Annotated in this window: 20 protein-coding genes, 1 pseudogene and 1 riboswitch; of the genes and pseudogenes, 8 read left to right on the forward strand and 13 right to left on the reverse strand. The window is 54.0% G+C overall.

What is annotated here, in order from left to right; genetic code table 11:
- Positions 1-1,378 precede the first annotated feature (1,378 nt).
- The gene (locus tag THS27_RS15580; protein WP_085592466.1) at positions 1,379-2,848 is read left to right on the forward strand and encodes an AMP nucleosidase; all 1,470 of its coding nucleotides are present in this window, start codon (positions 1,379-1,381) and stop codon (positions 2,846-2,848) included.
- Between the two features lie 191 nt (positions 2,849-3,039).
- Here the strand turns inward: THS27_RS15580 and THS27_RS15585 are convergent, their stop codons facing one another.
- From THS27_RS15585 to THS27_RS15615, 7 genes are all read right to left on the reverse strand, one after another.
- Entirely contained in the window at positions 3,040-4,476 is a 1,437-nt protein-coding gene (locus THS27_RS15585; protein WP_085592468.1) for a serine hydrolase, read from the reverse strand.
- 93 nt (positions 4,477-4,569) lie between these two features.
- Entirely contained in the window at positions 4,570-5,727 is a 1,158-nt protein-coding gene (locus THS27_RS15590; RefSeq protein ID WP_085592470.1) for a CynX/NimT family MFS transporter, read from the reverse strand.
- 159 nt (positions 5,728-5,886) lie between these two features.
- On the reverse strand, positions 5,887-6,480 hold the full coding sequence (locus tag THS27_RS15595; protein ID WP_085592472.1) for a helix-turn-helix transcriptional regulator: 594 nt from the start codon (positions 6,478-6,480) through the stop codon (positions 5,887-5,889).
- A gap of 71 nt (positions 6,481-6,551) precedes the next feature.
- The gene (locus tag THS27_RS15600; RefSeq protein WP_085592474.1) at positions 6,552-7,208 is read right to left on the reverse strand and encodes a hypothetical protein; all 657 of its coding nucleotides are present in this window, start codon (positions 7,206-7,208) and stop codon (positions 6,552-6,554) included.
- A gap of 15 nt (positions 7,209-7,223) precedes the next feature.
- Positions 7,224-7,802, reverse strand: a complete 579-nt coding sequence (gene rsmD / locus THS27_RS15605; RefSeq protein ID WP_085592476.1) for a 16S rRNA (guanine(966)-N(2))-methyltransferase RsmD — start codon at positions 7,800-7,802, stop codon at positions 7,224-7,226.
- Positions 7,802-10,351 carry a pseudouridine synthase gene (locus THS27_RS27425; protein WP_085592478.1) on the reverse strand — a complete coding sequence of 850 codons (2,550 nt, stop codon included), beginning with the start codon at positions 10,349-10,351 and terminating at the stop codon, positions 7,802-7,804. The genes rsmD and THS27_RS27425 overlap by 1 nt, the downstream gene beginning before the upstream one ends.
- Positions 10,348-11,076 carry a gamma-glutamyl-gamma-aminobutyrate hydrolase family protein gene (locus tag THS27_RS15615; protein WP_085592480.1) on the reverse strand — a complete coding sequence of 243 codons (729 nt, stop codon included), beginning with the start codon at positions 11,074-11,076 and terminating at the stop codon, positions 10,348-10,350. The genes THS27_RS27425 and THS27_RS15615 overlap by 4 nt, the downstream gene beginning before the upstream one ends.
- Positions 11,077-11,312: 236 nt before the next feature.
- Here THS27_RS15615 and THS27_RS15620 point away from each other — a divergent pair, with 236 nt between their 5' ends.
- The gene (locus THS27_RS15620) at positions 11,313-11,765 is read left to right on the forward strand and encodes a nucleoside deaminase (RefSeq protein WP_085592482.1); all 453 of its coding nucleotides are present in this window, start codon (positions 11,313-11,315) and stop codon (positions 11,763-11,765) included.
- A 124-nt stretch (positions 11,766-11,889) separates the two neighbouring features.
- On the opposite strand, the gene THS27_RS15625 is transcribed toward THS27_RS15620, so the two are convergent.
- The 3 genes and pseudogenes from THS27_RS15625 to THS27_RS27435 all read right to left on the reverse strand — a co-directional run.
- Positions 11,890-12,639 carry an SDR family oxidoreductase gene (locus tag THS27_RS15625; RefSeq protein WP_085592484.1) on the reverse strand — a complete coding sequence of 250 codons (750 nt, stop codon included), beginning with the start codon at positions 12,637-12,639 and terminating at the stop codon, positions 11,890-11,892.
- Between the two features lie 105 nt (positions 12,640-12,744).
- Positions 12,745-13,065 (reverse strand): helix-turn-helix transcriptional regulator, encoded by a 321-nt coding sequence (locus THS27_RS27430; RefSeq protein WP_246832985.1) that lies wholly within the window; start codon positions 13,063-13,065, stop codon positions 12,745-12,747.
- An 84-nt stretch (positions 13,066-13,149) separates the two neighbouring features.
- Positions 13,150-13,677 (reverse strand): annotated as a pseudogene (locus tag THS27_RS27435) (cupin domain-containing protein); the annotation flags it as partial.
- 271 nt (positions 13,678-13,948) lie between these two features.
- Here THS27_RS27435 and THS27_RS15635 point away from each other — a divergent pair.
- A complete protein-coding gene (locus tag THS27_RS15635) occupies positions 13,949-15,457 on the forward strand; it encodes a DASS family sodium-coupled anion symporter (protein ID WP_085592486.1) in 1,509 nt (502 codons plus the stop codon).
- Positions 15,458-15,545: 88 nt separating this feature from the next.
- On the opposite strand, the gene THS27_RS15640 is transcribed toward THS27_RS15635, so the two are convergent.
- Positions 15,546-17,153, reverse strand: a complete 1,608-nt coding sequence (locus tag THS27_RS15640) for a glucan biosynthesis protein (RefSeq protein ID WP_085592488.1) — start codon at positions 17,151-17,153, stop codon at positions 15,546-15,548.
- Positions 17,154-17,474: 321 nt separating this feature from the next.
- Between THS27_RS15640 and THS27_RS15645 the strand changes: the two genes are divergently transcribed.
- From THS27_RS15645 to THS27_RS15665, 5 genes are all read left to right on the forward strand, one after another.
- Complete coding sequence (locus THS27_RS15645) at positions 17,475-17,729, forward strand: helix-turn-helix domain-containing protein (protein ID WP_085592490.1); 255 nt, start codon at positions 17,475-17,477, stop codon at positions 17,727-17,729.
- A complete protein-coding gene (locus tag THS27_RS15650; RefSeq protein ID WP_139835604.1) occupies positions 17,726-19,060 on the forward strand; it encodes a type II toxin-antitoxin system HipA family toxin in 1,335 nt (444 codons plus the stop codon). The genes THS27_RS15645 and THS27_RS15650 overlap by 4 nt, the downstream gene beginning before the upstream one ends.
- 56 nt (positions 19,061-19,116) lie before the next feature.
- A riboswitch (cobalamin riboswitch) is annotated at positions 19,117-19,321 on the forward strand.
- A 160-nt stretch (positions 19,322-19,481) separates the two neighbouring features.
- A complete protein-coding gene (locus THS27_RS15655) occupies positions 19,482-20,507 on the forward strand; it encodes an ABC transporter substrate-binding protein (RefSeq protein ID WP_085592492.1) in 1,026 nt (341 codons plus the stop codon).
- 62 nt (positions 20,508-20,569) lie between these two features.
- Positions 20,570-21,544 carry an iron ABC transporter permease gene (locus tag THS27_RS15660; RefSeq protein WP_085592609.1) on the forward strand — a complete coding sequence of 325 codons (975 nt, stop codon included), beginning with the start codon at positions 20,570-20,572 and terminating at the stop codon, positions 21,542-21,544.
- Complete coding sequence (locus THS27_RS15665; RefSeq protein ID WP_085592494.1) at positions 21,541-22,311, forward strand: ABC transporter ATP-binding protein; 771 nt, start codon at positions 21,541-21,543, stop codon at positions 22,309-22,311. The genes THS27_RS15660 and THS27_RS15665 overlap by 4 nt, the downstream gene beginning before the upstream one ends.
- Before the next feature lie 52 nt (positions 22,312-22,363).
- Here the strand turns inward: THS27_RS15665 and THS27_RS15670 are convergent, their stop codons facing one another.
- Together THS27_RS15670 and THS27_RS15675 are read right to left on the reverse strand one after the other, a co-directional pair.
- Positions 22,364-23,104 (reverse strand): hypothetical protein, encoded by a 741-nt coding sequence (locus THS27_RS15670; protein WP_085592496.1) that lies wholly within the window; start codon positions 23,102-23,104, stop codon positions 22,364-22,366.
- Positions 23,105-23,353: 249 nt separating this feature from the next.
- Positions 23,354-24,805, reverse strand: a complete 1,452-nt coding sequence (locus THS27_RS15675) for a sigma-54 dependent transcriptional regulator (RefSeq protein ID WP_085592497.1) — start codon at positions 24,803-24,805, stop codon at positions 23,354-23,356.
- Between the last annotated feature and the right edge of the window lie 31 nt (positions 24,806-24,836).

The raw sequence follows: 24,836 nt of genomic DNA on the forward strand, positions 1-24,836 counted from the left end.
CAATTGGGTTCAGACCCTAGAAGAATACACACGGGATTGTCATCTTTTCCCTCAACGTCTTTTTAGTTCAATCCCGAATTGGGCCGGTTCCTGTTTACAGGTTCCGGCTTCTTTTTTGCTTTTGGTTTATTATGAAGTGCCAATTTATCCGGATTTTACAATGTTTTAGTACCCTTCGAAGTGGAGCCTTGTAGGCTTGTTTCTACCTTTTTGGCATTGCGACTCGACAATTTTTAATAAGGTTTCAAAAAGAAGAATCGTAATTCTGACCTGAACCGATTTGTATCCGACATTTCGGTTGTTGTGGCGTGTGACATCGCTGTTCCAGCTTTTTCCGATGGTTAGGACTGTTCATCCCAGGATTGTGGTTCCTGATGGTAAGGCCAGCCGGACGCGGCGTAACGGGTACGTCTAAGCACCCCATATTGTGAAATGCTGTTTTTCTGCTGCTCGGGTTGAACGCTGACACTAACGTTACGGTAACAGTGCGGGCGGCATATCGGGTTGGGCAACGGCGCCTTCATGCGGTCCTGATTTCAGGAAAGTTCCAATTTGCTAAATGTCGCCCAAAAGGCGGGTTACACCCGTTTTGGGTGCTTTAAGTGCTGAAAACCTGTTCGATGACACGTTTGTTGCAATTGCGAAAAATCCCATAACCAGTGCGTTTACAGGCTTGCGTTTTCGCAAAAATTCCCGTATCAAAGACAAATGACCAGTAGTCATTTATTGGTTTTCGGCAGATGTGCCTTCTGCCGAACCGGGGTTGTGGTCTTTTTCCTCAACGTCTTATCAGCCCCTTTCCTGGGTCGGTGCTTTTGCTCCGGCCCTTTTTTTTCCTCAAATCGCGCTGTCCTTGCCCCAGGTTTGGTCCGGGCATCCCCATTGATGGGCGAAATTTCGGGTTTTTCGGCATTTTGTGGCGGTCATAAACAAATGTCGGTTTTGGTCTTTTGCGTGTTGACCAATGGTCATTTGCGGCGCGTCTCAAAGCAGGCGGCGCGTTTTACGTGCTGTTAATGTGCTGTGCAAAGACGTCTGGGGGAGATGCAGGAAACGCGGGGGAACCCGCAGTAATGCCAGAATACGGGGGCTACGCCATTTTGTGTGGCATCTTGCCGCGCGCACTATATTAGCGTCGCTTTTGTCCGGGTCGGGAAACTGTCATTTGGAATATTTGAAAATAACGGGCAAACTTGCCGGGTTGGCATATTGAAATAACCCGGTTTTTGGCGCTTTGCATCGCAATATTACGTTAAGTATATTTTTCTGTTTTTGGCGGATGCATTTCACATTTGCGCAATTGGGGGTTGCCAGCACCGGGTCGAGCGGTGATAAATCTCTCGCTCACAACCAAAAAAAATAAAAAGGAGCAATATTTATGGTATCCGGAATCCACGGATCGGTACGCGATCTGTTTGAATTTACCGATGCGGACAAGGCACTGGCCCGCATTCGCGACATTTACGAAACGGGCGGAACTGCCGTTCGCGAAGCTTTTACCCGCTTTGGCACAGGCCAGCAAACCTCGCCGGTGCGCGCTTATTATCCGTACCTTGGCATCGAGGTGCCACCGGAAAAGCTGCATGTCGAAAGTACTCTTTCCTACGGGGCGCCGCGTGACCCGGGTGTGTATGGAACCACCCTGACCCGGCCCGACCTGTTTGAGGAATATTACCGCGAGCAGATCGAACTTCTGTTGAAAAATCACGATGTTCCGGTTGTTGTTGGTGTGTCGGACCGGCCCATTCCGGTGCCGTTTCTGGTGGAAACAGCAACCGATGCTATTGGCCCAACCGACATTCGCCAGTTGCAAATGACGTTCGACATGCCCGATCTGGCACGAACCGATGATGACATCGCCAATGGCGTGCATGTTCGTAATGGCGATACCCCAAAACCATTGTCGCTGTTTTCTGGCGAAAGGGTGGATTATTCGCTGGCCCGGTTACGCCATTACACTGCAACCGCCCCCGAACATTTCCAGAAATTTGTTCTGTTCACCAATTATCAGCGCTATGTCGATGAATTTATCGAATATGCCAAAGCCCAGCTTGAGGACCCCAAAAGCCCCTATGTGGCGTTTGTTGAACCCGGCCCGGCTGTGCATGTGCGCAAAAACGCACCAAAGAAATGGCAAGCCGGCGGCGAGGCCGTTAAACAATTACCGCAAATGCCGTCTTACCATTTGATCCGCGAGGATGGACTGGGTGTTACCCTGGTCAATATCGGGGTGGGGCCGTCCAACGCCAAAACCGCGACCGACCATATTGCGGTGTTGCGACCGCATTGCTGGTTGATGCTGGGCCACTGTGCCGGTTTGCGCCGAAGCCAGCTTTTGGGCGATTACGTATTGGCACATGGCTATGTGCGTGATGACCATGTGCTGGATTCAGACCTGCCGCTCTGGATTCCGGTGGCACCGATTGCGGAAGTCCAGGTTGCCCTGGCTGACTCGGTTGCCAAAGTCACCGGCCTGACCGGCAAGGAAATGAAAGCCCGGATGCGAACCGGCACGGTTGCCACCACTGATAATCGCAACTGGGAACTGCGTTACAGCGAATTGTTTGTTCGCCTTAACCAGGCCCGTGCAATTGCGGTGGATATGGAAAGTGCCACCATTGCTGCCAACGGTTTTCGTTTTCGTGTGCCATATGGCACCCTGTTATGTGTGTCGGATAAACCGGTACATGGTGAATTGAAACTGCCTGGCATGGCGAATAATTTCTATCGTCAGCGCATTGGCCAGCATCTGGAAATTGGCTTGCAGACAATTGAAACCCTGCGGGCGGAAGTCAATCAGCTTCATTCCCGCAAGCTGCGCTCGCTTGATGAACCTGCATTTCGGTAACGCCGGTTCTTCATGTGCCAACTCATCAGGAACGGGTTAATCGCGCCAGGTGCTATCGGGCCTTTGCCAGATAAGGCCGGGGCGGATCGCCCGCTTTTTGATATTCATAGATCGTGATGCGCAAAGCCCTGCCATTGATATGTGGCAGGGCTTTTTACGATGTTGATGATATGTTCGGGCGTGGAAAAGGGTTAACCCTTCTCATCTTTTGCGCTGTCTGTGCCATCATCTTGCGATGGGGCGGCATCGGTGTGTTGCGGAAACAGTGCGGCGATACCGCCGACAAAACGGCGCACATCAAATGCATTATGGCTGCGGGTTAATCCCAAGCGTACAATTACCAGGTCCTTTGACGGAATGACACTAAGAGACTGGCCGTCATGCCCCAGGGCAAAATAGGCATCGCCGGGAACATCGGAACTGTTTTGATTGTCATTGCTGTAATCAGGCAGTTTTAGCCACCAATGTGCGCCATAGATCCCGTTTGGGGCAGTGGGGGCAGGGGTTGTTGCATGTTCAACCCAGCCTTTGGGCAGCAGTCGTGTTTCGTTCCATACGCCGTCCTGCAGGTATAGTTGCCCCAGTTTGGCCCACTCACGGGCGGTGGCATGCATAAAACTGGATCCGACCAGATACCCGTCACTATCGGTTTCAACCACGGCATGGCGCATTCCAAGGGGGCGAAACAGCAATTCGGCCGGCAGGGCCTGATATTGCTGCATCGAGCTGCTAAGGTTGCGCATGGCGGCGGAAAGAACGTTGGTGGTGCCGGAGCTATAGCGCCATTCCGTGCCCGGCGTGGTTGCCAGCGGTTTCGAAACAGCCAGTCCGGCGGCACTGGGGGCAACAAACAGCATTTGCACCACATCTGAAACCGGGTTCCGGTAACTTTCGTCAAACTCAAGGCCGCTGCTCATATGCAGCAATTCATCATAGGTAATTTTAACACGCGGGTCGTTGGCCTGGGTGTCCCATTCGTTGATGCTGACCGGGTAATTAAGCGGTGGCAACATGTCTTTCATCCGCATACGGCCTAAAATGGCGGAAAATGCGCTTTTGGTCATTGACCAGCCGGTTAGCGGGGTGTTGACCGTAATTCCTTCGTCGTAGCGTTCGGCAACAACCCGGCCCTTGTAAAGCACGACAATCGCGCGGGTCCGGCGGCTGGGGGTAATCGACGGTTCGTCCATCGCCTCGGACAGGATGTTGTTAAATTTGCGCCTGTCGATGCCCGGTGGCAAAGGTGCGGTCATTAAAGGCTGGGGCGCGATGGGGCGCAATACCGGGGCGGTATTTTGCAGGGCGCTAACCTTGTCAGGGTCGGTCAGGGTGCAACCCATATTGGGGCGATACACTGCCACACGTGTGCGAAAGCCAAAGGCATGGGCGCTTACGGTTTGGTGGCGCAGGTCGATATTTGCCGTAATCAGCGATAACAGGCTGCTATTATCGGACAGGACGTCCTCGTTTAAGGCGCGTTCCGACGACAGGCCGCTGACAAAAATGCGCGAACACAATACCTTGGCGGTATAGCCCGCCCCAACCGGGGCAAGCCAGATGAAAAACCCGGAAATAGCCACAACAACCAGTAGTAACAAACCGATAAATATGGCTTTCAGCCAGGCCATTCCACATCCTTTAAACTTGTTTTGCGCAAGGAAAGTCGCCCGCTTTCACCTTTTGGTCAAGGGGCGTTCCCACAAGGATGCGATATGGAACAATCATGGCGCCGGTGTGATACGTTTGCGCGCAAATATAAGCGAAATCAAATAAAATGCGGCAAAGGCAATGGCAGCCCCGGTCCAGGCAAAGTCATCAATAATGAACCCGGATACGGGGGGAATGATGACAACAAATATTTCAGCAAATTGCGCGAGCATGCCCTGCAAGGCTGGCATGGAAAGGTTTCTTCCCGCTATGCGCGGCAACATGGCAAAACATGTTCCGGCAACAATACCCTGGCCAAAGTTAAAACCGCATAGCGCAATGATCACGATCAGAAGACCCGGCGCCAGATAAATAATGGCAATACACGTTGCCATAAGCGGCAGGGCCGTTAGCAATAAAAGGCGGCCGGTAGTGCTTTTGCCAAGTAAAATGCCCCCACTTAACGACCCGGCAATGTTACCGGCAATTGTTGTGATGCCAATCATGCTGGCGGCCAGTGTCAGGCTGATGCCAAGCCGGTCCATCAGCATGGTGGGCATAAAGGCAACCGTTGCCGATGTTGTTCCGGCAAAGATGGCAAATGTCATTGCAATTGAAAGGGCATTTTTATCGCGCAATACGCCGATGATGCCGTTTGCCAGCGAACGGTTAAATCCGTCGCGCGGTGGTTTTTGCAATGCAAGAAGCGGGGCGGCAAACACTAAAACCGGCAAGGCACAGCCCAGAACAGCTATTCGCCAGCCAAAGTATGCGCTGAGGCCTGCGCTTATCCATGTGCCAAGGGCAATGCCGACCGGAACAAAGGTGCCCCACAGCCCCATCGCCAGCGTGACAAGATGTGAATTGCCAAAATAGGGCATCCAGCTTGGCGCGCCGACAACAATCAGCAAATAGCCGATACTGGTCAGCACACGCCCGGCATACAGAAATGCTACGCTATCGGCCTGGGAAAAAACAATTGCCCCCGCCAGCATCGTGGCCCCCCCCGCCAGCACGGCCTGTTTTAATCCCAGTCTGGCGGCCCAGATACCGGTGGGAATGGCGCACAGGGCACCTGCGACCGTGATTAGCGAGGCCACCAGACCAAACTGTGCCTGTGTCAGGTCAAATTGCTGGCGTAATGTTACGGCGATAGGTCCGATCAGGCCCACCTGCATAGAGGCACAAAGGCCGGTTCCATATAAAAAGATAATCGGCAAGACAGCACGCATGGGACACTTCCAAATCAGGGTCGTGTGTTTTTAGCGCGCCGGGGTGTTCAGGGCTATGTATGAAATATGCGTGTTGGTCTGCTATTTGTGGTTGCGGGGCCGTTAAGGTTGTTGTTTTGTCCTGGTCCTGGCAAATACGGCATGACGATCTTTACAGGATTAGTAATTTTGCGGGCGGTGATCAAACCCGGTGGTTAACCGTACTGCCCGCCCATCGGCCAGATAGAACCGTTCCCAAAGAATGTATTGATCAATGATGCGCATAGGGCCGCCGTCGCGGGCAGAATTGGCAAATAACACATGATCGGCCTGGCCCTCGTGCCAGCCCATATGGTGCAGGCTTTTTTCAGCAGCGGCAATTTCCCGGGTTGCAAATCGCCACAGGGATTGCCCCAGCAATTCATTATCATCACGTTGCCATTCGCGCTGACGCGGCAGGGACGAACATAACAGCCGGTGGCTGCGATCCTCGATCAGGTGAACGCGCTGGCGCGATTGTTTCACCAGTCGCTTTATCGCATGATCAAGGCGCAGATTACGGTTGCGCGTCATCATGTCGTGCAAAAGCCGGTATTGAAACGGAGAGGGGTGCTGCCCCCCTTTTTCCCAGCGCGATATTGTTGCCTGCGTCACCCCCAAAATATCAGCCAGCCGTTGCTGCTTTATATCAGCCATGCGTCGCCACTGCCGCAGTTTGTCGCCAAACCGGGCAATGTCATCGGGGGTGGAATTGTGGATGTTTAGGGGGTGCATTAGCTGTTTCCATCGTTATTCCGACAAAATACAGCGCTATTTATGGCGGTGCAAGAAAGGCAGGGTTTGGTTCAAGTGTGAGTTGATGTTGATATTGAGGGCAAGTCAGATACCTGTATGGTTGGACTGACATAGAACCAGCCGACATTTTGATCTTTTGCATGATTACGGCATTTGGAAATACTGTCATCCACCATACGTTCGCGGAGTTCACGCGCCGTATCGATAACCATCATAATTGGAACGACACTTGTTCCACGATGATTTATTTCTTGGCGGAATGATGTTAATTTGTTGATATCGCGGAAAATTTCAGTTTGCCCCAGACGACCCTTTTCACGTTCGGAAACTTTAATCTCGATCGCCATCAGCATTTGATTAAGAGTGTTCTCATAGTTGCGACGACGCCAGTCACCATTTATGCTTGGTTGGAACATAACAATATCGGGGATGACTTCCCTGCCTTCACGATAGGCTTCGTTTTTTGTTTTTTGGGCGAATAAGAACTCTGGTGTAATGGGCAATCTGACCCATTGTTTTACGTTCATGCCTAATTGGCGTATCGGTGTACCTGCATTTCGCAGGCAATGATACATCATTGCCTGATAATGTAGTTCTCCGCCAAGAACTTCTCTACATTCCACAACCATTTCATCCCAGGCGCGTTTCAACAGTGCAACAGCATCCTCGGTTGTTGCCATTAAATTGGTTTGGAATGAGTTGGGCATTTTGTAAAAGCTATCTCAGTTGTTTGTTGAGAACAATCGCATGATTTCGATTTTGCAGCGCCCGTATTTGCGGGAATCCAGCAAGTCGATACCAGGAACGTCGGCACCGGGATCGCGGAGCGCGCGTTCGGCAATGATCAGGGTTTTATCGTTAATCCAGCCCGCATCACGCAGCGCAATGATGCTGGGTGTGATCATTTCCTTATGATAGGGCGGATCAAGAAAAATCAGACTGGCGGCCTCATGGCTTTTGATCGGTTTGGTCGCATCGGCACGGCGCGTTGTGGCCCGGTCTTCAAGGCGCAGCGTTTTAATGTTTTCTTCAATCGCGGCCAGTGCCTTGGCGTCGCGGTCAAAAAACACGGCCTTTTGCGCCCCGCGCGACAGGGCTTCAAGCCCTAGCGCGCCGGACCCGGCGAAAGCATCAAGCACGATGCCGTCCAGTAACGGGTTTTCTTCATCTTCATACCAGCGGCTGGCATGGGATAGAATGTTAAACAGCGATTCACGCACCCGATCCAGTGTCGGGCGCACATCGCTGCCAGCGGGGCAGGTCAGGGTGCGCCCGCGAAGACTTCCGCCAACAATTCGCATTAACGATCTCCTCGCTTGCCATTACCTGCCGGTTTGGGGCCGTTTCGTCCCGCCGGACGGTTGCCAGCAGGCTTGCTGCCGGTATTGCCGCCGGGGCGGCCAGCCGGTTTGCCTGCGCCGGCGTTGCCACCGGCATAACGGCCACGACCCTTGTTCAAGGGACGGCTGGTATTGTCGCGGTTTTCTCCGGCATCATCGCGGTTGCGCGGGTTTCCGCCGCGGCCGGAAGGTTGCCCTTGCCCGCCAAAGCTGCGGTTTCCCGCCGTGTTATTGTCGCGGTTTTGCGAATCACGCCCTCGCCCGGACGATCGGCCCTGATAGCCACCATCGCGGCTGTCGTTGTCATTGCGGTCACCACGATCATTGCCGCCACCAAAAGAACGATTTTGTGGTGCGCCCCGGCGGGCATTATCGTCGCGGCCAAAGCCGCGATTATCATCACGGTCATTATCGCGGCCTCGCCCGGCAGGGGCGCGGTCGTTATATCCGCCACGGGTATCGTTACCAGATCGGTCATTGCGATCACCACGATCATTGCCGCCACCAAAAGAGCGGTTTTGTGGTGCGCCCCGGCGGGCATTGTCGTCGCGGCCAAAGCCACGATTATCATCACGGTCATGATCGCGGCCTCGCCCGGCGGGGGCGCGGTCGTTATATCCGCCACGGGTATCGTTGCCAGACCGGTCATTGCGATCATTGCCGCCACCGAAAGAGCGGTTTTGCGGTGCGCCCCGGCGGGCATTGTCGTCGCGGCCAAAGCCACGATTATCATCACGGTCATTATCGCGGCCTCGCCCGGCGGGGGCGCGGTCGTTATATCCGCCACGGGTATCGTTGCCAGACCGGTCATTGCGATCATTGCCGCCACCGAAAGAGCGGTTTTGCGGTGCGCCCCGGCGGGCATTGTCGTCGCGGCCAAAGCCACGATTATCATCACGGTCATTATCGCGGCCTCGCCCGGCGGGGGCGCGGTCGTTATATCCGCCACGGGTATCGTTGCCAGACCGGTCATTGCGATCATTGCCGCCACCGAAAGAGCGGTTTTGCGGTGCGCCCCGGCGGGCATTGTCGTCGCGGCCAAAGCCACGATTATCATCACGGTCATTATCGCGGCCTCGCCCGGCGGGGGCGCGGTCGTTATATCCGCCACGGGTATCGTTACCAGACCGGTCATTGCGATCACCACGATCATTACCGCCACCAAAAGAGCGATTTTGTGGTGCGCCCCGGCGGGCATTATCGTCGCGGCCAAAGCCACGATTATCATCACGGTCATGATCGCGGCCTCGCCCGGCGGGGGCGCGGTCGTTATATCCGCCACGGGTGTCGTTGCCAGACCGGTCATTGCGATCATTGCCGCCACCGAAAGAGCGGTTTTGCGGTGCGCCCCGGCGGGCATTGTCGTCACGGCCAAAGCCACGATTATCATCACGGTCATTATCGCGGCCTCGCCCGGCGGGGGTGCGGTCGTTATATCCGCCGTTGCGGCTATCATTTTCGAACGGGCGCGGACCGGTGCTTTTCAGGCTTGTGCCCGTATCTGCATCGCGCGGGCCACCACGGCTATCGTTGCGCGCCGGGGTTTTGCGGTGGGCTTTGGGTTTTTTCGGTTTGGCTTTGGCCTGGCCATGATTGTCATTGTCGCGCTTGGCCGCGGCTTTGCTGCCGTCACCCCCAAAGAAGCCGGTAAGCTGTTCTTTCATCACTTTGCCGGTGATTTCTTCAATGTCGCCCGGCGCCATTTTGCCCAGATGGAAGGGACCATAGGACAGGCGCATCAGGCGCGTAACCGGCCAGCCAAGATGTTCCATAACCCGGCGAATTTCGCGGTTTTTGCCTTCGCGAAGTGTAATCGTCATCCAGGCATTGGTGCCTTTTTGAACGTCTACTTCCGCCTGAATTGATCCGTAATTAACACCGTCAACGGTGATGCCGTCGGCGAGCTGTTTAAGTTTGGAATCATCGATAAAGCCATGTACACGCACGCGGTAGCGCCGCGCCCAGCCAGTGGCAGGAAGCTCAAGATAACGGGCCAGTTCGCCGTCATTGGTCAGCAACAACAGGCCTTCGGAGTTAAGGTCAAGTCGGCCGACCGAAATAACACGCGGAATATGCGGTGGCAGGCTGTTAAAAACGGTTTCGCGGCCCTGTTCGTCGCGATGGCTGGTCACCAGGCCGCGTTTTTTAAACAGGCGCCACAGACGCGGTTTCTGTTTTTCCGGCAACGGTTTTTCGTTGATCAGAATAACGTCGTTATCGGTCACGGTGACAGCCGGGGTATCCAGGCGTCTGCCGTTCAGTTTGACCTTGCCGGTTTTAATCAGCTGTTCGGCATCGCGGCGCGAACAGACACCGGAACGGGCAATGCGTTTGGCAATGCGTTCGCGCGGCAGGTCTTCTTCGGGGATTTCAACCTCAACCAGGTCGGTTTCGCCATCGATGTCGGCGTCAAAATCATCCTGCGGCATTTCGGCGTCGAAATCGTCTTCGGCGTCGATATTTGCAGGGATGTCGGTTTGTGACGGGGCGGTATCTGCCTTGTCGGTCATTTTCGGGCCTCAATGATCAGGGCGTCGAAGATTTTGGCATCTCCGGTGCTGATGTGAAATTCGGGATGCCATTGTACGCCAAGGCAATAACGGTAGCCGGGATGTTCGATGCCTTCGATCACACCGTCCGGGGCGCGTGAATTGATAATCACGTTCGGCCCAACATTGGCAACGGCCTGATGATGGGCTGAATTTACAGATAGATGGTCAACATTGTCGCAAATCCGTGCCAGCAATGTTCCGGTTTCAACGCTAACGTCGTGTCCGGCTTCGTCGCGCGGGTTAGGCTGTTCGTGGGGCAGGCAGTTTTTCACCGTATCGGGAATATGCTGGATCAACGACCCGCCCAGAATAACGTTTAAAAGTTGCTGGCCGCCGCAAATGCCCAGAACCGGCATGTCGCGATCCAGCGCGCCCTGTGCCATGGCCCATTCAAATTTGGTGCGGCGGTCCTTGGTAATTACACTATCGTGGCGTTCGGTTGCCCCAAACAGGGACGGGTCCACATCAAACGCCCCGCCGGTTACGACCAGTCCGTCGATCAGATCAAGTAATTCGGGCACCAGGTCAATTTCATGGGGCAGGGGCATGGGAATGCCGCCTGCGGCCACAACGGCCCCGGCATAGTTCTGGCGCAGCGCATACCACGGAAATTTCGAATACCCGCCGGGTTCTTCGGAATCAAGGGTAATGCCAATGATCGGTTTTTTTACACGTGTGTTCATGGGCGCTGTTTAGCCTTCTGTCGGGGTCTGGGCAATGGCAATCGTTATATGGGGGCCAGTTTGGCAACACTTTATGGCTTCTTGACCCTGTGGGGCGTAAATTGCACTGTTTTGCAGTATCTGCCGACCCGATCATAGGGCCAGTGTCGCAAAATGAAAACAGATGGTAAGGCATGACTGATATCGGATGATATCAGGTCGTGACGTAACAAGATCAGCAAGGCGGGATGAACGCGATGAGCGCAGACAGTTTCATGGATATGGCATTGCAGGAAGCCCGTGCCGCCGCCCGTCGCGGTGAGGTGCCGGTGGGGGCTGTTGTTGTTGATACCGATACGGGCGAGGTTTTGGCCCGCGCCGGTAACCTGACCGAGGAAAACAACGACCCGACGGCCCACGCCGAAATTGTTGCCATCCGCGCCGCAGCAGCATTGCGCGGCGAACCGCGCCTGCCCAATTGCGATTTGTATGTCACGCTTGAACCTTGCCCGATGTGTGCAACCGCGATTTCCTTTGCCCGCATTCGCCGGGTTTATTTTGGTGCCTATGACCCCAAAGGCGGCGGTGTAGACCACGGGCCGCGTGTGTTTGAAAGCACAAGCTGCCATCACCGGCCCGAGGTTTATGGCGGCATTGGTGAAATTGAGGCTGCCACTTTGCTAAAGGAATTTTTTGGATCGCTGCGTTAACCGAACGCAAAAACCGGGGTACGGTGGGGCTGTAATATCAATATACAGAAATGGCCCGGCAATATACCGGGCCACAGGCTGAGAATTGCCGGGGATGGCACCTGAGATGGCGCCGGAGTGGTTGTTAGTTCAATAATGCCACGGCATCCGCACCTGCCGGCAGGCGAACCGGGCAGGACGGGTCGGTTGCGGCGCGCCATATTGCCTTGGCGACATCGTCTGACTGGGTCAGCATGTCGGGGGTTTCCTGTTCAAAATTTGCATAAACCTGTTCGCGCAATCCACGATAGGTTTCGGGAAATTCGCCTTCCTTGCTCATGCGGGCGCGGGCATTTTCGCCAAATTGTGTGGTCGGGGCGCGGCCAGGCAGCACAATGCGGGCCTGAATGTTGAACGGTTCGAGTTCAAGCGCCAATGAGGAGGTAAAGCCATCAATGGCGGCTTTGCTTGCAGTATAGACCGCCAGCAACAAAAGGGGTTTGAGGGTCACCGCGGATGTGACATTCACAATGACCCCGCTGCCTTGTGCGCGAAATTGCGGTAAAACGGCCTTGGTCATGGCGATGGTGCCAAAGGTGTTGGTTTCAAAAATCTGGCGCACCATTTCCATGGATGTGTCTTCAACCGCGTTCAGCCAGCCGATACCGGCATTATTGACCAGGACATCAATTTTACCGGCTTCCTTGATGGCAGCAGTGATGCTGGCATCGTCGGTAACGTCAAGTTTGATCAGGCGCAGTTTGCCGGATTTGGGCAAAACATCTTCGTTTGGGGTCCGCATGGTGGCGATAACCTGCCACCCCTGGGCCAGAAAATAGCTGGCGGTATCGCGACCAAACCCGGACGAGCAACCTGTAATCAGAACTGTTTTCATGGGAAGACCTCTGTGTTGTGATGAGGCCCAAGATATAGGATGAAGGATCCGTACCTTCTATAATCTGAAATCCATAAAACGTTAGAGTTAGTCCAATTTGCGCTGTTATATCGGCTCGGCAGGTTCGGTTGTTGCCATAAGATCGGTCTGGCGGCCATATTGCGCCGGCGGGAACCCGGTATGGCGGGAAAACGCCACACTAAATGCGCTGGCCGAACCATAGCCAACTTTGTTGGCGACTTCGGCAACACCACATTTGGTTTGTCGCAACATCTGTTTTGCCAGTGTCATGCGCCAGTGCAAAAGATAATCCATCGGGGCGATGCCAAGTGTTTTGTTAAAGCGTGCAAAGAATGCCGATCGCGATAACCCGGCCTGTTTTGCCAGTTCGGCGACGGTCCAGTTCTGGTCCGGTTTGGCGTGCATGCAGCGCAAGGCAATGTTTAACCGGTCGTCGGACAACCCCTTGAGCAAGCCCGGTGATGCCGTTGTTTCCGGGACGGATCGCAAGGTTTCAATTAAAAGTGCTTCCAGCAGGCGTTCGAGCAATATGTCGCGGGCCGGTCGGTTGGCCCGCGCTTCGTCGCCAACCAGCTTTGCCAAGGTACGAATGCGGCTTTGCCCGCGAATGACAATGACATCGGGCAGCAGGGATACCAGCAGGGAGGCATCGGGCGCGCCAAAAACACAAAATCCGATTAGCTGTTGTGTTTAGACCGGAACGTTCGGGTCCCCTAACCGGAAGGTTCCGTCGTCCTGTTTGACCGGAACGCTTCTAAGGTCGTCATCCGGTTTGGGGGTAACGCTTGACATGGCAAAACTGTAGGCTTCCGGAATAAGCGCGAAATCGCCTTGTTTAAGGGTTAACGGGGGTTTCCCGTTAACCTCAAGGCAGGCCTGACCCGTAAGGATCAGACAATAATATACCTGGTCCACATTTGTGCGCTGAACACGCCATGCGCCGCTTGATTTGACCAGTTTTGAAAAAGGTGCCTGGGGCTGCAGCAGCGTGACAATTTCGGCTAAAGGATCAGACATCGGTAATTCCAGTTATATGTGGGAATGGGGATATATCATTGATACCTGTCGCCATGCGGGTATGGCCGCGATTTGGATTATAGGGACAGCGAGGGACCTATAGCCACAAAACAATGAAACCCGGCCCATTCGGTGACAAAGCCCCCAACAGGCGGCAAAGATTTTTTGGCTGTCTGCGCCAGATCAGAAAACCGGTTTTAAAACAGGTATAAAACGTTTGTCAGAAACATGTTTTTGATCATCGGGATCAAAACAGACGGATGGAAATTTGATGTCTGACAAAACGCCTGCCGCCAACAAGGATAAAACACCTTTTCGCGCGCCTGCAAAAGCGCTGAATTTTGGTTTGATTGCGGCGATTGCGGCCTTTGTCGTAATCATGCTGCTGCCAACACCCGAGGGCCTGCCAATTGCCGGGCAGCGGATGTTGGCGATTTTTATGTTCGCCGTCATTATCTGGGTGACAGAAGCGGTCGATTTCGCCGTTAGCGCCATTCTGATTGCCGCCATGATTGCGGTAACACTTGGCCTGTCACCTGCCGTGGGCGATGGCGATACATTACTGGGCACATCAAAGGCGCTGGGCACGGCCATTACCGGGTTTAGCAGCCGTGCCCTTATTTTGGTGGCGTCGGCCTTGCTGTTATCTGCCGCCATGACTTTGACCGGGCTGGACCGCCGGATCGCGATGATTGTGCTGTCCAAGGTCGGGGCCAGGGTAAGCCATATTGTGATTGGCAGCATTGTTGTTGCCACCCTGTTGGCCTTTCTGGTGCCCAGTGCCACGGCGCGTGCTGCCGCCGTTATTCCGATCATGATGGGCATTGTCGCGACATTTGGCGCGGGCAAACAAAGCCGCTTTGCCGGTTTGCTGATTATGACAACGGTTCAGGCGGTTAGCATCTGGAATGTCGGCATTAAAACCGCCGCCGCCCAAAACATGGTTGCAGTTGGCTTTTTACAGCGGACTTTGGGCATCGAAATCACCTGGCTGGACTGGTTCGTTGCGGCCGCCCCCTTTTCACTGTTGATGTCGGTGGTGCTGTATTTTGTGATGATGCGGATGATGCCGCCAGAACATGACACAGTGCCAGGCGGGCGCGAAAGTGTGGCCGCCGCCCTTAAAGAAATTGGCCCCATGACCGGGGCGGAAAAACGCCTGTTGGCGGTTTCCCTGTTGCTGGTTTTTTGCTGGGCAACTGAAGGCGTTTTGCATCATTTTGACAGCGCAACCCTGACCGTCCTTGCCGTTACATTTCTGCTATTGCCTGGTATCGGGGTGATGAGCTGGAAACAGGCCAATGCCAAATTTCCCTGGGGCACGATTGTTTTGTTCGGGGTTGGTATCAGTCTGGGCTCGGCCTTGCTCAGCACCGGGGCGGCGTCGTGGCTGGCGAAGTCGGCGGTGGATATGTTTGGTCTGTCGGGCTTTGGTACCTTGGGCATTGTTGCGGTGCTGGGCGGTTTTCTGGTCGTGATCCATTTGGGTTTTGCCAGTGCCACGGCCCTTGCATCCTCGATGATCCCGATCATCATTGCCGTGCTCCAGCAAATGGATAATGGCAGTGTCAATGTGTTTGGTACCACCATTTTGCTGCAATTCGTGGTCAGCTTCGGCTTTATTTTGCCGGTCAATTCACCGCAGGGCATGGTTGCGCACGGTACTGATACCTTTGCGGTAAAGGATTTTGTCCGCACCGGGTTGGTGTTAACCGTGATTGCTTATGTTTTGACGCTGGTCTTTACCGCCACTTACTGGAAATGGCTGGGGCTTGCCTAGCTGTGACGAGGTTGCCAGAAAGCACACGAACCCGCCTGTGCGAGGCGGGTTCGTACTTGACATGTCGACGGTATCGATCAAGCCGGGATTATTGTTCATCCCAGTTTTTAAGACCCGGCAAATGCTGATACATCCAGGTTTCAGACAAGGGGGCATCGCCGCGTTTTAAATACATCCGCATATCGACAGGATCGTTGCCTTCCACTTCAAGGTCGAAAATCGCGCGCCACAGGCGGGTGTCGGGGATGGGTTCTGTTTTGATCCGCGACAGTTTGCCGCGTGATACTGAAATAATCGCCTCGGGATATTCGCCATATGCCAGCGTTCCCAGAATATCGCCTTCAAAATCAACAACAAATTTGGTCAGGCCTTTGGGGCGCGGCAAACCTTCCTGCCCGCCACGGCCAAGCCGGGTGGCTTTGGCATATGCCAGTTTTTCCAGTGGATAAGGGGTGTGGGCCTGCCAATACAACCGATAGCGGAAATTATAGGATTGCCCGGCCTTGGCTGGTGCCTCGGGTACCCAGAAAGCGGCAATATTGTCGTGGATTTCATCGTCGGTGGGGATTTCGACCAGTTGCACAGCCCCTTTGCCCCAGGCCCCCAGCGGTTCGACCCACAGGCTGGGGCGGCGATGATACATCACACCGTCGAGGTAATGGGTGACATCGCGGTCGCGTTGCATCAGGCCAAAGCCGCGCGGGTTATCATCGCCAAAGGCCGATGCGCGGGTAAATTCGGGGTTGTTAAGTTGCCGCCATATGCGTTCGCCGCCGCCGGTCCATAAGGCCAGCCCGTCTGAATCATGCACTTCGGGGCGCCAGTCCATGCGGAACGGGCGGTTTTGCTCCGAATACCAGAACATGCTGGTCAGCGGGGCAACGCCAAACCGTTCAATGTCCTTGCGAATGAACAGGAATTTTTCCACATCCATCGTCACACCCTTGCCGCGCGTCAGGTAAAACCGGTACGCACCAGTGATGCTGGGGCCATCTAGCAGGGCATAAACCGTTACCGGGTCTTCGGCACTTTTCGCGGGTTCAATGTAAAACTCGGTAAAATCGGGGAATTCCTCGCCCTGCGGGGTGGCCGTATTAATGGCAATGCCGCGCGCAGACAGGCCATATTGCCCTTCATCGCCAATGGCGCGGAAATAGGACGCGCCCAAAAAGGCAACCCAATCCTGGGTTTTCCAGTCATCGCGGTGGATGTCTTCATGCAGGCGGAAACCGGCGAAACCGATATTTTCCGACAGTTTGCGTGCCGGGCTGTTTTCGGGCATTTCGAAATAATCGGTTTTATATTCGACTTCCTGCGACATGCCGTTTTCCAAAAGGTACATATGCACCGGTTTCTGAAAAAACTGCCCCATATGGAAATAGGTGACCGGATAGGTGCCCGACCCGTCAGAAAAAGGCGCAAAGTCGCGTTTGTATTTCAGTTTGCCATGTTCGGCATAATCAATCTGTTCAAGGATCGCCTTGTCGGGTGTTTTCGGGGCAACATAGGGTTTGCCGGCCATTTTGCGGGCGCGCTCGACCAGCGCATCAAAGCTGAATTTGTGCTTTTTGCCCAGTGCCAGCTTTTTAACGGCATCGGCGGCAAAGGCCTGTTGCCACATCGACATACCCGGCAATATCAAACCGGCAGCCGCAGCGGACTTTAAAAAGTGTCGGCGCTGTGCGGAAGTGTCCATCGAAATTATCCCTGTTATATTTTTGATTTGCACAAACTTGCGAAATACTGTGGTGGCAATTCGGACAAAGCATGGCGAATTCGCGGCCAAATATACCAACGCGCAAGTTTTTGAATTGATCCCGTTTTAGATGGCAGCACATCATTTTGTGCGATTGACATTTTCTCGGATGTTGCAAAGGCAATATGTCGGCTGGGGTCAGGCTTTGTATTACGCCATAGCGTAAAAGTATATAAATTACGTTATAGCGTAATATGATAAAATTTGCGCTATGGCGTAAAATAAGATAAATTACGCTATAGCGTAATATTGAGGATCCCGATGAAAATTACTGCCCGAACGCCTGATCAGATTGGTAATGCCTTGCGGCGTGTGCGCAAGGCCAAAGGCATGACCCAAAAAGATGTCAGTGCGCGAACCAATTTGAGGGTGGCAACGATTTCGTCCCTGGAAAACGGGGATCCGGGGACGCAAATGCGCACAGTGTTAAGTGTGCTGGCGGCCCTTGATCTTGAATTCGTTGTTCAGGACCGCGTTCAGGAAAGCCAACCCAGCATAGAGGACATTTTCTCGTGAAACCGACAAGACGTAACAAGCCTTTGACGGTTGTGCTGAATGGGCGGCTTGTTGGCGAAATTGTGATGGCAACCAGCGGGGCGGTGACATTTCGATACGATCAGTCCTGGCTGGATTGGGAATATGCCCTGCCAGTTTCGCTGTCGCTGCCTTTGCAGATGCAAGCCCATATTGGTGCACCGGTTATTTCGTATCTGGAAAATCTGCTTCCCGATAACCAGAAAATTCGGGAGCGTGTTGCCGCAAAGGTACGGGCAGAGGGGACCGATGCGTATCATATGCTGGAAAAAATCGGACGTGATTGTGTCGGGGCGTTGCAATTTTTCGCCGATTATGACGGTGAGGCCGGGCCACTGGCACTGGATGGAGATCTTCTGAGCGACACGCAAATTGCAGACGTGATCAAGAATCTTGCTACAGCTCCGCTTGGCATCGTTGAAGAAGATGATTTTAGAATTTCGATTGCCGGGGCACAGGAAAAAACCGCGCTATTAAGGAAAGATGGCAAATGGTTGCGTCCTTCGGGGGCGACACCAACCACGCATATTGTGAAAACACAATTAGGCCAGTTGCCAAATGGGGTTAATTTATCTCGCAGCGTGGAGAACGAGTTTTTCTGCATGCAGTTTTGTCGCGCGATGGGGGCCAATGTGGCCAACGTGGAAATCCATGACTTCGACGATACCCGCGCCTTGATTATCGAGCGGTTTGATCGGCACTGGACCCGTCCGGGCAGGCTGATCCGCCTGCCACAGGAGGATTTTTGCCAGGCCCTGAAATATCCGCCCAGTCAGAAATATCAGGCGGATGGTGGACCGGATGTTAAATCCTGTACAGCGTTGCTGGCAGGCAGTAATACGCCAACCGATGACCAGCTTGCATTTTTTCAGGCTCAGATTTTGTTCTGGCTTTTAGGGGCAACAGATGGTCATGCCAAAAACTTCAGCCTGTTTTTACAACCCGGCGCTGGTTTTGCGATGACGCCTTTATACGATATTTTGTCAGCGCAGCAGGCCGCTGATGAGGGGCAAATTCGGCATGGCCCGTATCGGCTGGCAATGTCTGTCGGGACAAAAAAACACTATCGCATTGATGAAATTACATCGCGGCATTTCCTGCAATCAGCAAAGGAATCCGGTTTTGGCGTTTCCCTTGTGTTGGATCTCCTCACCAGAATTTTCGAGGATGTTCCTGCTGCAATTGATCAAACAATCGCCCTTTTACCCAATGATTTTCCGATGGATTTATGTGATGCCCTTGTGAATGGCATTAAGGCCCGTCACCGGATATTGGGTTTGGGGCTTTCTCACAACGCGAAATTGGACGCATGAAGGCTTATGCCCGTCAGGCATGAGTGATCAAACGCCTTGACGATGATCGGTCCTTATGGGACATCATTTTTGTCGGTATCCTTTTTGGATAAAAGGGAATTCAACGCTGCCTGGTTTTCCAGGCAGTCAAACGAAGCTGCCCCCGCAACTGTATGCGGCGAGCATGTCCTGATCAATGCCACTGGGGTATTTGCCCCGGGAAGGCCAGGAACATGTTTTGACCCGCGAGCCAGGAGACCTGCCGACAACCGTAACGACAGACTGGGCGGGGTGCCCCGGAGTTGTCCTGCGCAGGTTTTGATGCCGCACCCCTGTTTCCGTGTGGATCCTGGCTTATTGCATTGGGCCCTCCTTTTAATTTTCCGGTTTCCCCGCTGGTACGTCGTTTGGCGTAACTGGTGTTCCTTTGAAAGGACTGGAAATGACCAGCCAATTAAAACAGGTTCTTGCTGCCGGGGCGTTTGCAGCAGGCATGTTGTTGTCAAATGGTGGGGCGCAGGCAACCACCTATCCGTTGACCATCGAAAATTGTGGTCGAACCCTTACGTTTGACCAGGCCCCGCAGCGTGTTGTGTCGCTGGGGCAAAGCAATACCGAGGTTTTATACCTGCTGGGGCTGGCGGACGCGGTTGTGGGAACGGCGGTGTGGATTGACCCGGTAATGCCGGAATTTGCCGACGTGAACAGCAAAATTCCCCGTCTGGCTGATAATGACCCGTCATTTGAAAGTGTGGTCGGGCAAAAGCCTGACCTGGTAACAACCCAGTTTCAATGGCATGTCGGTCCAAATGGGGCCGTTGGCACGATCGACCAGTTTGGTGAACTGGGCATACCGGTTTATACCGCCCCGGCCGATTGTGTGGACAAGGATAATACCACAGGTGGTGATGGCACCCGCGAAGATGCCTTTGCCATGACCAGCATTTATCAGGAAATTGAAGACTTTTCGAAGATATTTAACGTTGAAAAACGTGGGGCCGATCTGATTGCGGACCTAAAACAGCGCGAGAAAGCCGCCCGCGAAACCGTTGCCAATATTGGCGGGCACCACATATCGGTTGTTTACTGGTTTTCCAGTGCAGAATTGCAGATCGACCCGTACGTTGCCGGGCAAAAGGGGGCGCCGGGCTATATTTCAAACATATTGGGCATTGAAAACGTTATTAAAAGTGACGACGAATGGCCCACCGTCGGCTGGGAAACCATTGCCCGGGCCGACCCCGACATTATCGTGATCGGCAAAATGGAACGCCGTCGTTTCCCGGCCGATAACTGGGAACTGAAAATGCAGTTTCTGACGTCTGACCCGGTTGCCAGCCAGATGAAAGCAGTGCGGAATAACCATATTGTCGTGATGGATGCCCAGTCGATGAACCCCACAATTCGGACCATTGCCGGGATTGAAAACCTGGCAAAAGCGATCAAGGCCTTTGGGCTGGATCAGTAAGCGTGGGTTTGTTTAAACATCCTGCCTTCTGGCACCGTATTGGCGCGGCTTTGGCCGCGCTGATGCTGCTTTGTGCGGCATTGGCATTTGCCGCCTCGGTGGGTGAAACGTCAATCCCGGTCCGGACGGTGCTTGATACGCTGGCAAATCATTTGTTCGATGCCAATCGTCATGTCGATGCCATCGATTCCGGTATTATCTGGAATTATCGCCTTAGCCGGGCCGTGGTTGCCGCGTGTTGCGGGGCCGGGTTGGCTGTTTCTGGCGTGGTGTTGCAAGCCCTTTTGCGCAACAGTTTGGCCGATCCCTATTTACTGGGCATATCAGCCGGGGCATCTACCGGGGCTGTCAGTGTGGTTATTCTCGGGCTTGGCGGGGGCATGGTTTCCTTGTCGTTGGGCGCATTTGGCGGTGCCGTGGCGGCTTTTGCGTTTGTCAGCTTACTGGCCCTTCAGGCCGGACGGGGCACCGGCGCAATTATTTTGGCCGGCATCGCCGGGTCGCAAATGTTTAACGCCCTGACATCGTTTATCGTCACCAAATCAGCCAATGCCGAACAGGCGCGCGGCATTATGTTTTGGTTGCTAGGAAATCTAAGCGGGGTGCGCTGGCCCGATGTGTGGTTGGCATTGCCTGCGGTAATATGCGGTTTGCTGGTGTGTTTGTGGTATGCCCGTGCGCTTGATGCTTTCACATTTGGCCGGGAATCGGCGGCATCGCTGGGTATTCCGGTGCGGCGGGTTTATGTGGTGTTAATCGGGTCGTCAGCGATGATGACTGCGGTTATGGTCAGCATTGTTGGTTCTATTGGTTTTGTCGGTTTGGTTATTCCCCATGCCGCGCGGTTTTTTGTCGGGGCACGCCATGGTTTGTTATTGCCTTTATCGGCCTTGATCGGGGCGCTTTTTCTGATTAGTGCCGATGTTATTTCCCGCATCATTGTGCCAGGCCAGGTGGTGCCAATTGGCGTGGTAACGGCCCTTGTTGGGGCACCGGCCTTTGCCCTGATTCTATGTCATCGAAGGGTTTTGCGATGAGTTTGGAATTGCAGGATGTGGAATGGTTCGCCGGATACCGCCAGATTATCAAGGGGGTTTCGCTTGAAGTTATACCGGGCGAGTTTTTAGGCCTGATTGGCCCGAACGGGTCAGGTAAAACCAGTTTGATGTCAATTCTGTCGGGCATTCGTCGCCCGGATCGCGGGCGGGCATTGTTAAGCCGCCAGGACATGCACAGGCATGGCCGTCGTAAGCTGGCACAACATATTGGCTTTGTCGAACAGCAGGCCGATACCACCGACCGTTTAACGGTACGCGAAGCGGTTTCGTTGGGGCGCACACCATATTTAAGCATGTTGTCGCCCTGGACATCACGCGATGATGACCTGGTGGCACAGGCATTGGCCGATGTGGATATGGCGCATATGGCGGACCGTCACTGGCAGACTTTATCGGGCGGGGAAAAACAGCGGGTTCACATTGCACGTGCGTTGGCACAGGAACCCAAATTTCTGCTGCTTGATGAACCAACCAATCATCTTGATATTCGCCATCAACTTGGTCTGCTGGAACTGGTGCGCACATTGCCGGTAACGGTGGTTGCCGCCCTGCATGATTTGAACCATGCAGCCCTGTTTTGTGACCGTATTGCCGTGATGAACCACGGCGTACTGGTGGGGCTTGGCACGGTGCCCGAGATATTGACCAAAACCATGCTGCGCGATGTTTTTGGCGTGTCTGCCCAGGTTGAGCAGGACAATGACGGTAACTGTTTTATCCGTTATCACGCCGCGTTTGACAAATAGGCAAATACCGGGTGTTTCCACCCGGTATTTTGATGCGACGATTTCAGTCCGGTTATGATTTGGCTGTGGTCGGGGCCTGGGTGACCAGGGCGGATTGAACGCTCAGGTTGCGTTCGACCAGCCCCAGCGTTTTATTGGCGTCTTGCGGCTGGCTGTTGATCAACTGGGTATAGGCCAGGTTCAAATCGCCAAGGGTTTCGGAAAACGGCATGATAATCTTGTTAAAGGCAACCCTGGTGCCTGTGCTGTCCTGCGGAACGACAAGATCCTGATCCATTACCAATTGACCATTGATCACAAGATTGCCGCTTGCGCCTTCGTCATACATGTTTGCCATTGTGGCGCGGGCATTGTGCAACAGCTTTTTCGCTGTTACCCGGTCATTTTTGGCAAGGGCGACGCGAGCCTGATGAACCTGCTGTAAAACAGTTTGCCCTTCCTGTGAAAACTGGGCCTGAATGGCCGGGCTGTTGACGTCCGGCTGGGGCAGATTGGCCTGTTTGGCGTCATAAATATCGGTTTCCTTGCGCGCGCGGTGCGGCCCGCTGATATTGTTTGGAACAACTTCGTGGCTGATGTGGGCCGTGCTGTTCTGGTCGGAAGTATTTGTATCCGGGTGTGCCGCCAGCCAGATTTCATATTCTTTTTCCGCCCCATGTTTGCCAGCGGTATTGTTGGGCACAATTGCCTGATAGGGGCTTGCATTGGCAGCATTGGCAAAGGCCGGAACAAAGGCGGCAGAAACACCAAAAGCCAGGGTGGCAATGGCAAATTTGCGGGTAACGTTTTTCATGGCTTTAGTCCTTTTTACAAAACCCGATAAAGATAATGATCAGAAGGTCCGCGATGGGTGTCGCTTGTGGGCCGTTCCGTATGTCGTTTTCTGCGACATCTGATCTTTACTTTGCAGGGACCGTGCCAGAATTTAACTATTTGATTTTAAATGATATTTATAAATGGTGCCAGTTTGACGCCGGGCATTGGTGGATATTACCACCAATTTTGGGGGTGATGTGGTGGTTGGCCCGGTTGTATTGCCCGCTTAGGCGTGCACCAGGGCCTCCAGCCCGTATTTGCGAATGCGATAACGCAGGGTTTCTCGCGTGGTGCCCAGGGCACGAACGGCGGCCATCACATTGTAATTATGGCGTTCCAGCACGGTGCGAATAATGCATTCTTCCATGTCATCAAGCGTCATTGATCCATCAAGTGGCAATGTTAGCCCGTCGGGATCGTGCAACGTCACATCGGGCGGGGCGATGGGGGCGGGGCCAGATTGCCGGTGTGGGGCAACCGGTGTTGCGGGTGACGCAGTAGTACTGTCAGGTGCTATGCCCAACCATTCACGGGGCAGTTCCGGCCCGGTCGCCAGCATCACCGAACGTTCGATCACATTGCGTAATTCACGCACATTCCCCGGCCAGCTATAGGATTGCAGGGTTTCAAGAATGGACGGTGGCAAGATGCTGACCTGTTTGCCCGACCGGGCGTTAAATTCGGTAAAAAGGGTGGTGACAATGCTGGCAATGTCGTTTGGCCTTTCGCGCAGGCTGGGCAGGCGCAATTCAAAAACAGATATGCGGTGATAGAGGTCGCGGCGGAAGTCGCCCTGATCGGATGCCGCGCGCAAGTCGCGGTTTGATGCGGTAATTAACTGAATATCGACCGATATTTTTTCCTCGCCGCCCACCCGGCGAAAACTTTGTTCTTCAATCGCCTTTAGCAATTTGGATTGCAGGCCAATATCCATTTCGCCAATTTCATCTAAAAACAGGGTGCCGCCATCGGCCTGTTCCATCAGGCCACGATGACGGCCCTTGGCCCCGGTGAAGGCCCCGGGTTCGTGGCCAAACAGTTCGGATTCCAGCATGTCACGCGGAATGGCGGCACAGTTTAAATCCACAAAGGGCCCTTCGGCGCGTTGGCCGGCATAATGCAGTATTTTGGCAACCAAACCCTTGCCAGTGCCGGTTTCGCCGCCCAGCAAAATGCTGGTGATCGGAATGGTGGCAAGCTGGCCCAACATGGTGCGCACCTGTGTGGCCGCAGGACTGTCGCCTATAAAGCTGTCGGGGCTGTATTTTTGCGCCCCGGTTCGGGCTGTATCTGTGATGCGCTGGCGGGCACGTGCCCCCCGCGTTGCGGTGGCAATTGTCAGGTCCAGCTTGTGGTAATCCAGCGGTTTTGCCAGAAAATCCAGCGCCCCCAGCTTTGCGGCCCGGGCAATATCCTGCCGTGATCCATAACCTGACAGAAAAATCCATTCCGATCGGCCACCGTGCGCGCGCACTTCTTCTAAAAAATCCAGTCCGTTGCCGTCGGGCAGGTTCATATCAGACAGAACAATCGACGGGCTGAAATCAAGTTCCATAATTAATCGCCGGGCATCGGCCAGTGTTGGCGATAATGTGACGGACCATCCTTCGCGCTCGAACCGGCGTTTAAGTTCGCTGCCCAGCAATTTTTCATCTTCAATGATGGTGATGGTGCGCATGATCAGGCTCCTCGCAGGGGAATTCGATAAC

It is taken from the genome of Thalassospira sp. MCCC 1A01428 (genome assembly GCF_002115825.1).
GTDB lineage: Bacteria > Pseudomonadota > Alphaproteobacteria > Rhodospirillales > Thalassospiraceae > Thalassospira.

What these genes read in the sequence shown, in the direction of transcription:
- THS27_RS15580 (WP_085592466.1), top strand. Translation starts at nt 1,379, where the DNA reads ATGGTATCCGGAATCCACGGATCGGTACGCGATCTGTTTGAATTTACC.
- THS27_RS15585 (WP_085592468.1), bottom strand. Translation starts at nt 4,476, where the DNA reads ATGGCCTGGCTGAAAGCCATATTTATCGGTTTGTTACTACTGGTTGTT.
- THS27_RS15590 (WP_085592470.1), bottom strand. Translation starts at nt 5,727, where the DNA reads ATGCGTGCTGTCTTGCCGATTATCTTTTTATATGGAACCGGCCTTTGT.
- THS27_RS15595 (WP_085592472.1), bottom strand. Translation starts at nt 6,480, where the DNA reads ATGCACCCCCTAAACATCCACAATTCCACCCCCGATGACATTGCCCGG.
- THS27_RS15600 (WP_085592474.1), bottom strand. Translation starts at nt 7,208, where the DNA reads ATGCCCAACTCATTCCAAACCAATTTAATGGCAACAACCGAGGATGCT.
- rsmD (WP_085592476.1), bottom strand. Translation starts at nt 7,802, where the DNA reads ATGCGAATTGTTGGCGGAAGTCTTCGCGGGCGCACCCTGACCTGCCCC.
- THS27_RS27425 (WP_085592478.1), bottom strand. Translation starts at nt 10,351, where the DNA reads ATGACCGACAAGGCAGATACCGCCCCGTCACAAACCGACATCCCTGCA.
- THS27_RS15615 (WP_085592480.1), bottom strand. Translation starts at nt 11,076, where the DNA reads ATGAACACACGTGTAAAAAAACCGATCATTGGCATTACCCTTGATTCC.
- THS27_RS15620 (WP_085592482.1), top strand. Translation starts at nt 11,313, where the DNA reads ATGAGCGCAGACAGTTTCATGGATATGGCATTGCAGGAAGCCCGTGCC.
- THS27_RS15625 (WP_085592484.1), bottom strand. Translation starts at nt 12,639, where the DNA reads ATGAAAACAGTTCTGATTACAGGTTGCTCGTCCGGGTTTGGTCGCGAT.
- THS27_RS27430 (WP_246832985.1), bottom strand. Translation starts at nt 13,065, where the DNA reads ATGCACGCCAAACCGGACCAGAACTGGACCGTCGCCGAACTGGCAAAA.
- THS27_RS15635 (WP_085592486.1), top strand. Translation starts at nt 13,949, where the DNA reads ATGTCTGACAAAACGCCTGCCGCCAACAAGGATAAAACACCTTTTCGC.
- THS27_RS15640 (WP_085592488.1), bottom strand. Translation starts at nt 17,153, where the DNA reads ATGGACACTTCCGCACAGCGCCGACACTTTTTAAAGTCCGCTGCGGCT.
- THS27_RS15645 (WP_085592490.1), top strand. Translation starts at nt 17,475, where the DNA reads ATGAAAATTACTGCCCGAACGCCTGATCAGATTGGTAATGCCTTGCGG.
- THS27_RS15655 (WP_085592492.1), top strand. Translation starts at nt 19,482, where the DNA reads ATGACCAGCCAATTAAAACAGGTTCTTGCTGCCGGGGCGTTTGCAGCA.
- THS27_RS15660 (WP_085592609.1), top strand. Translation starts at nt 20,570, where the DNA reads ATGCTGCTTTGTGCGGCATTGGCATTTGCCGCCTCGGTGGGTGAAACG.
- THS27_RS15665 (WP_085592494.1), top strand. Translation starts at nt 21,541, where the DNA reads ATGAGTTTGGAATTGCAGGATGTGGAATGGTTCGCCGGATACCGCCAG.
- THS27_RS15670 (WP_085592496.1), bottom strand. Translation starts at nt 23,104, where the DNA reads ATGAAAAACGTTACCCGCAAATTTGCCATTGCCACCCTGGCTTTTGGT.
- THS27_RS15675 (WP_085592497.1), bottom strand. Translation starts at nt 24,805, where the DNA reads ATGCGCACCATCACCATCATTGAAGATGAAAAATTGCTGGGCAGCGAA.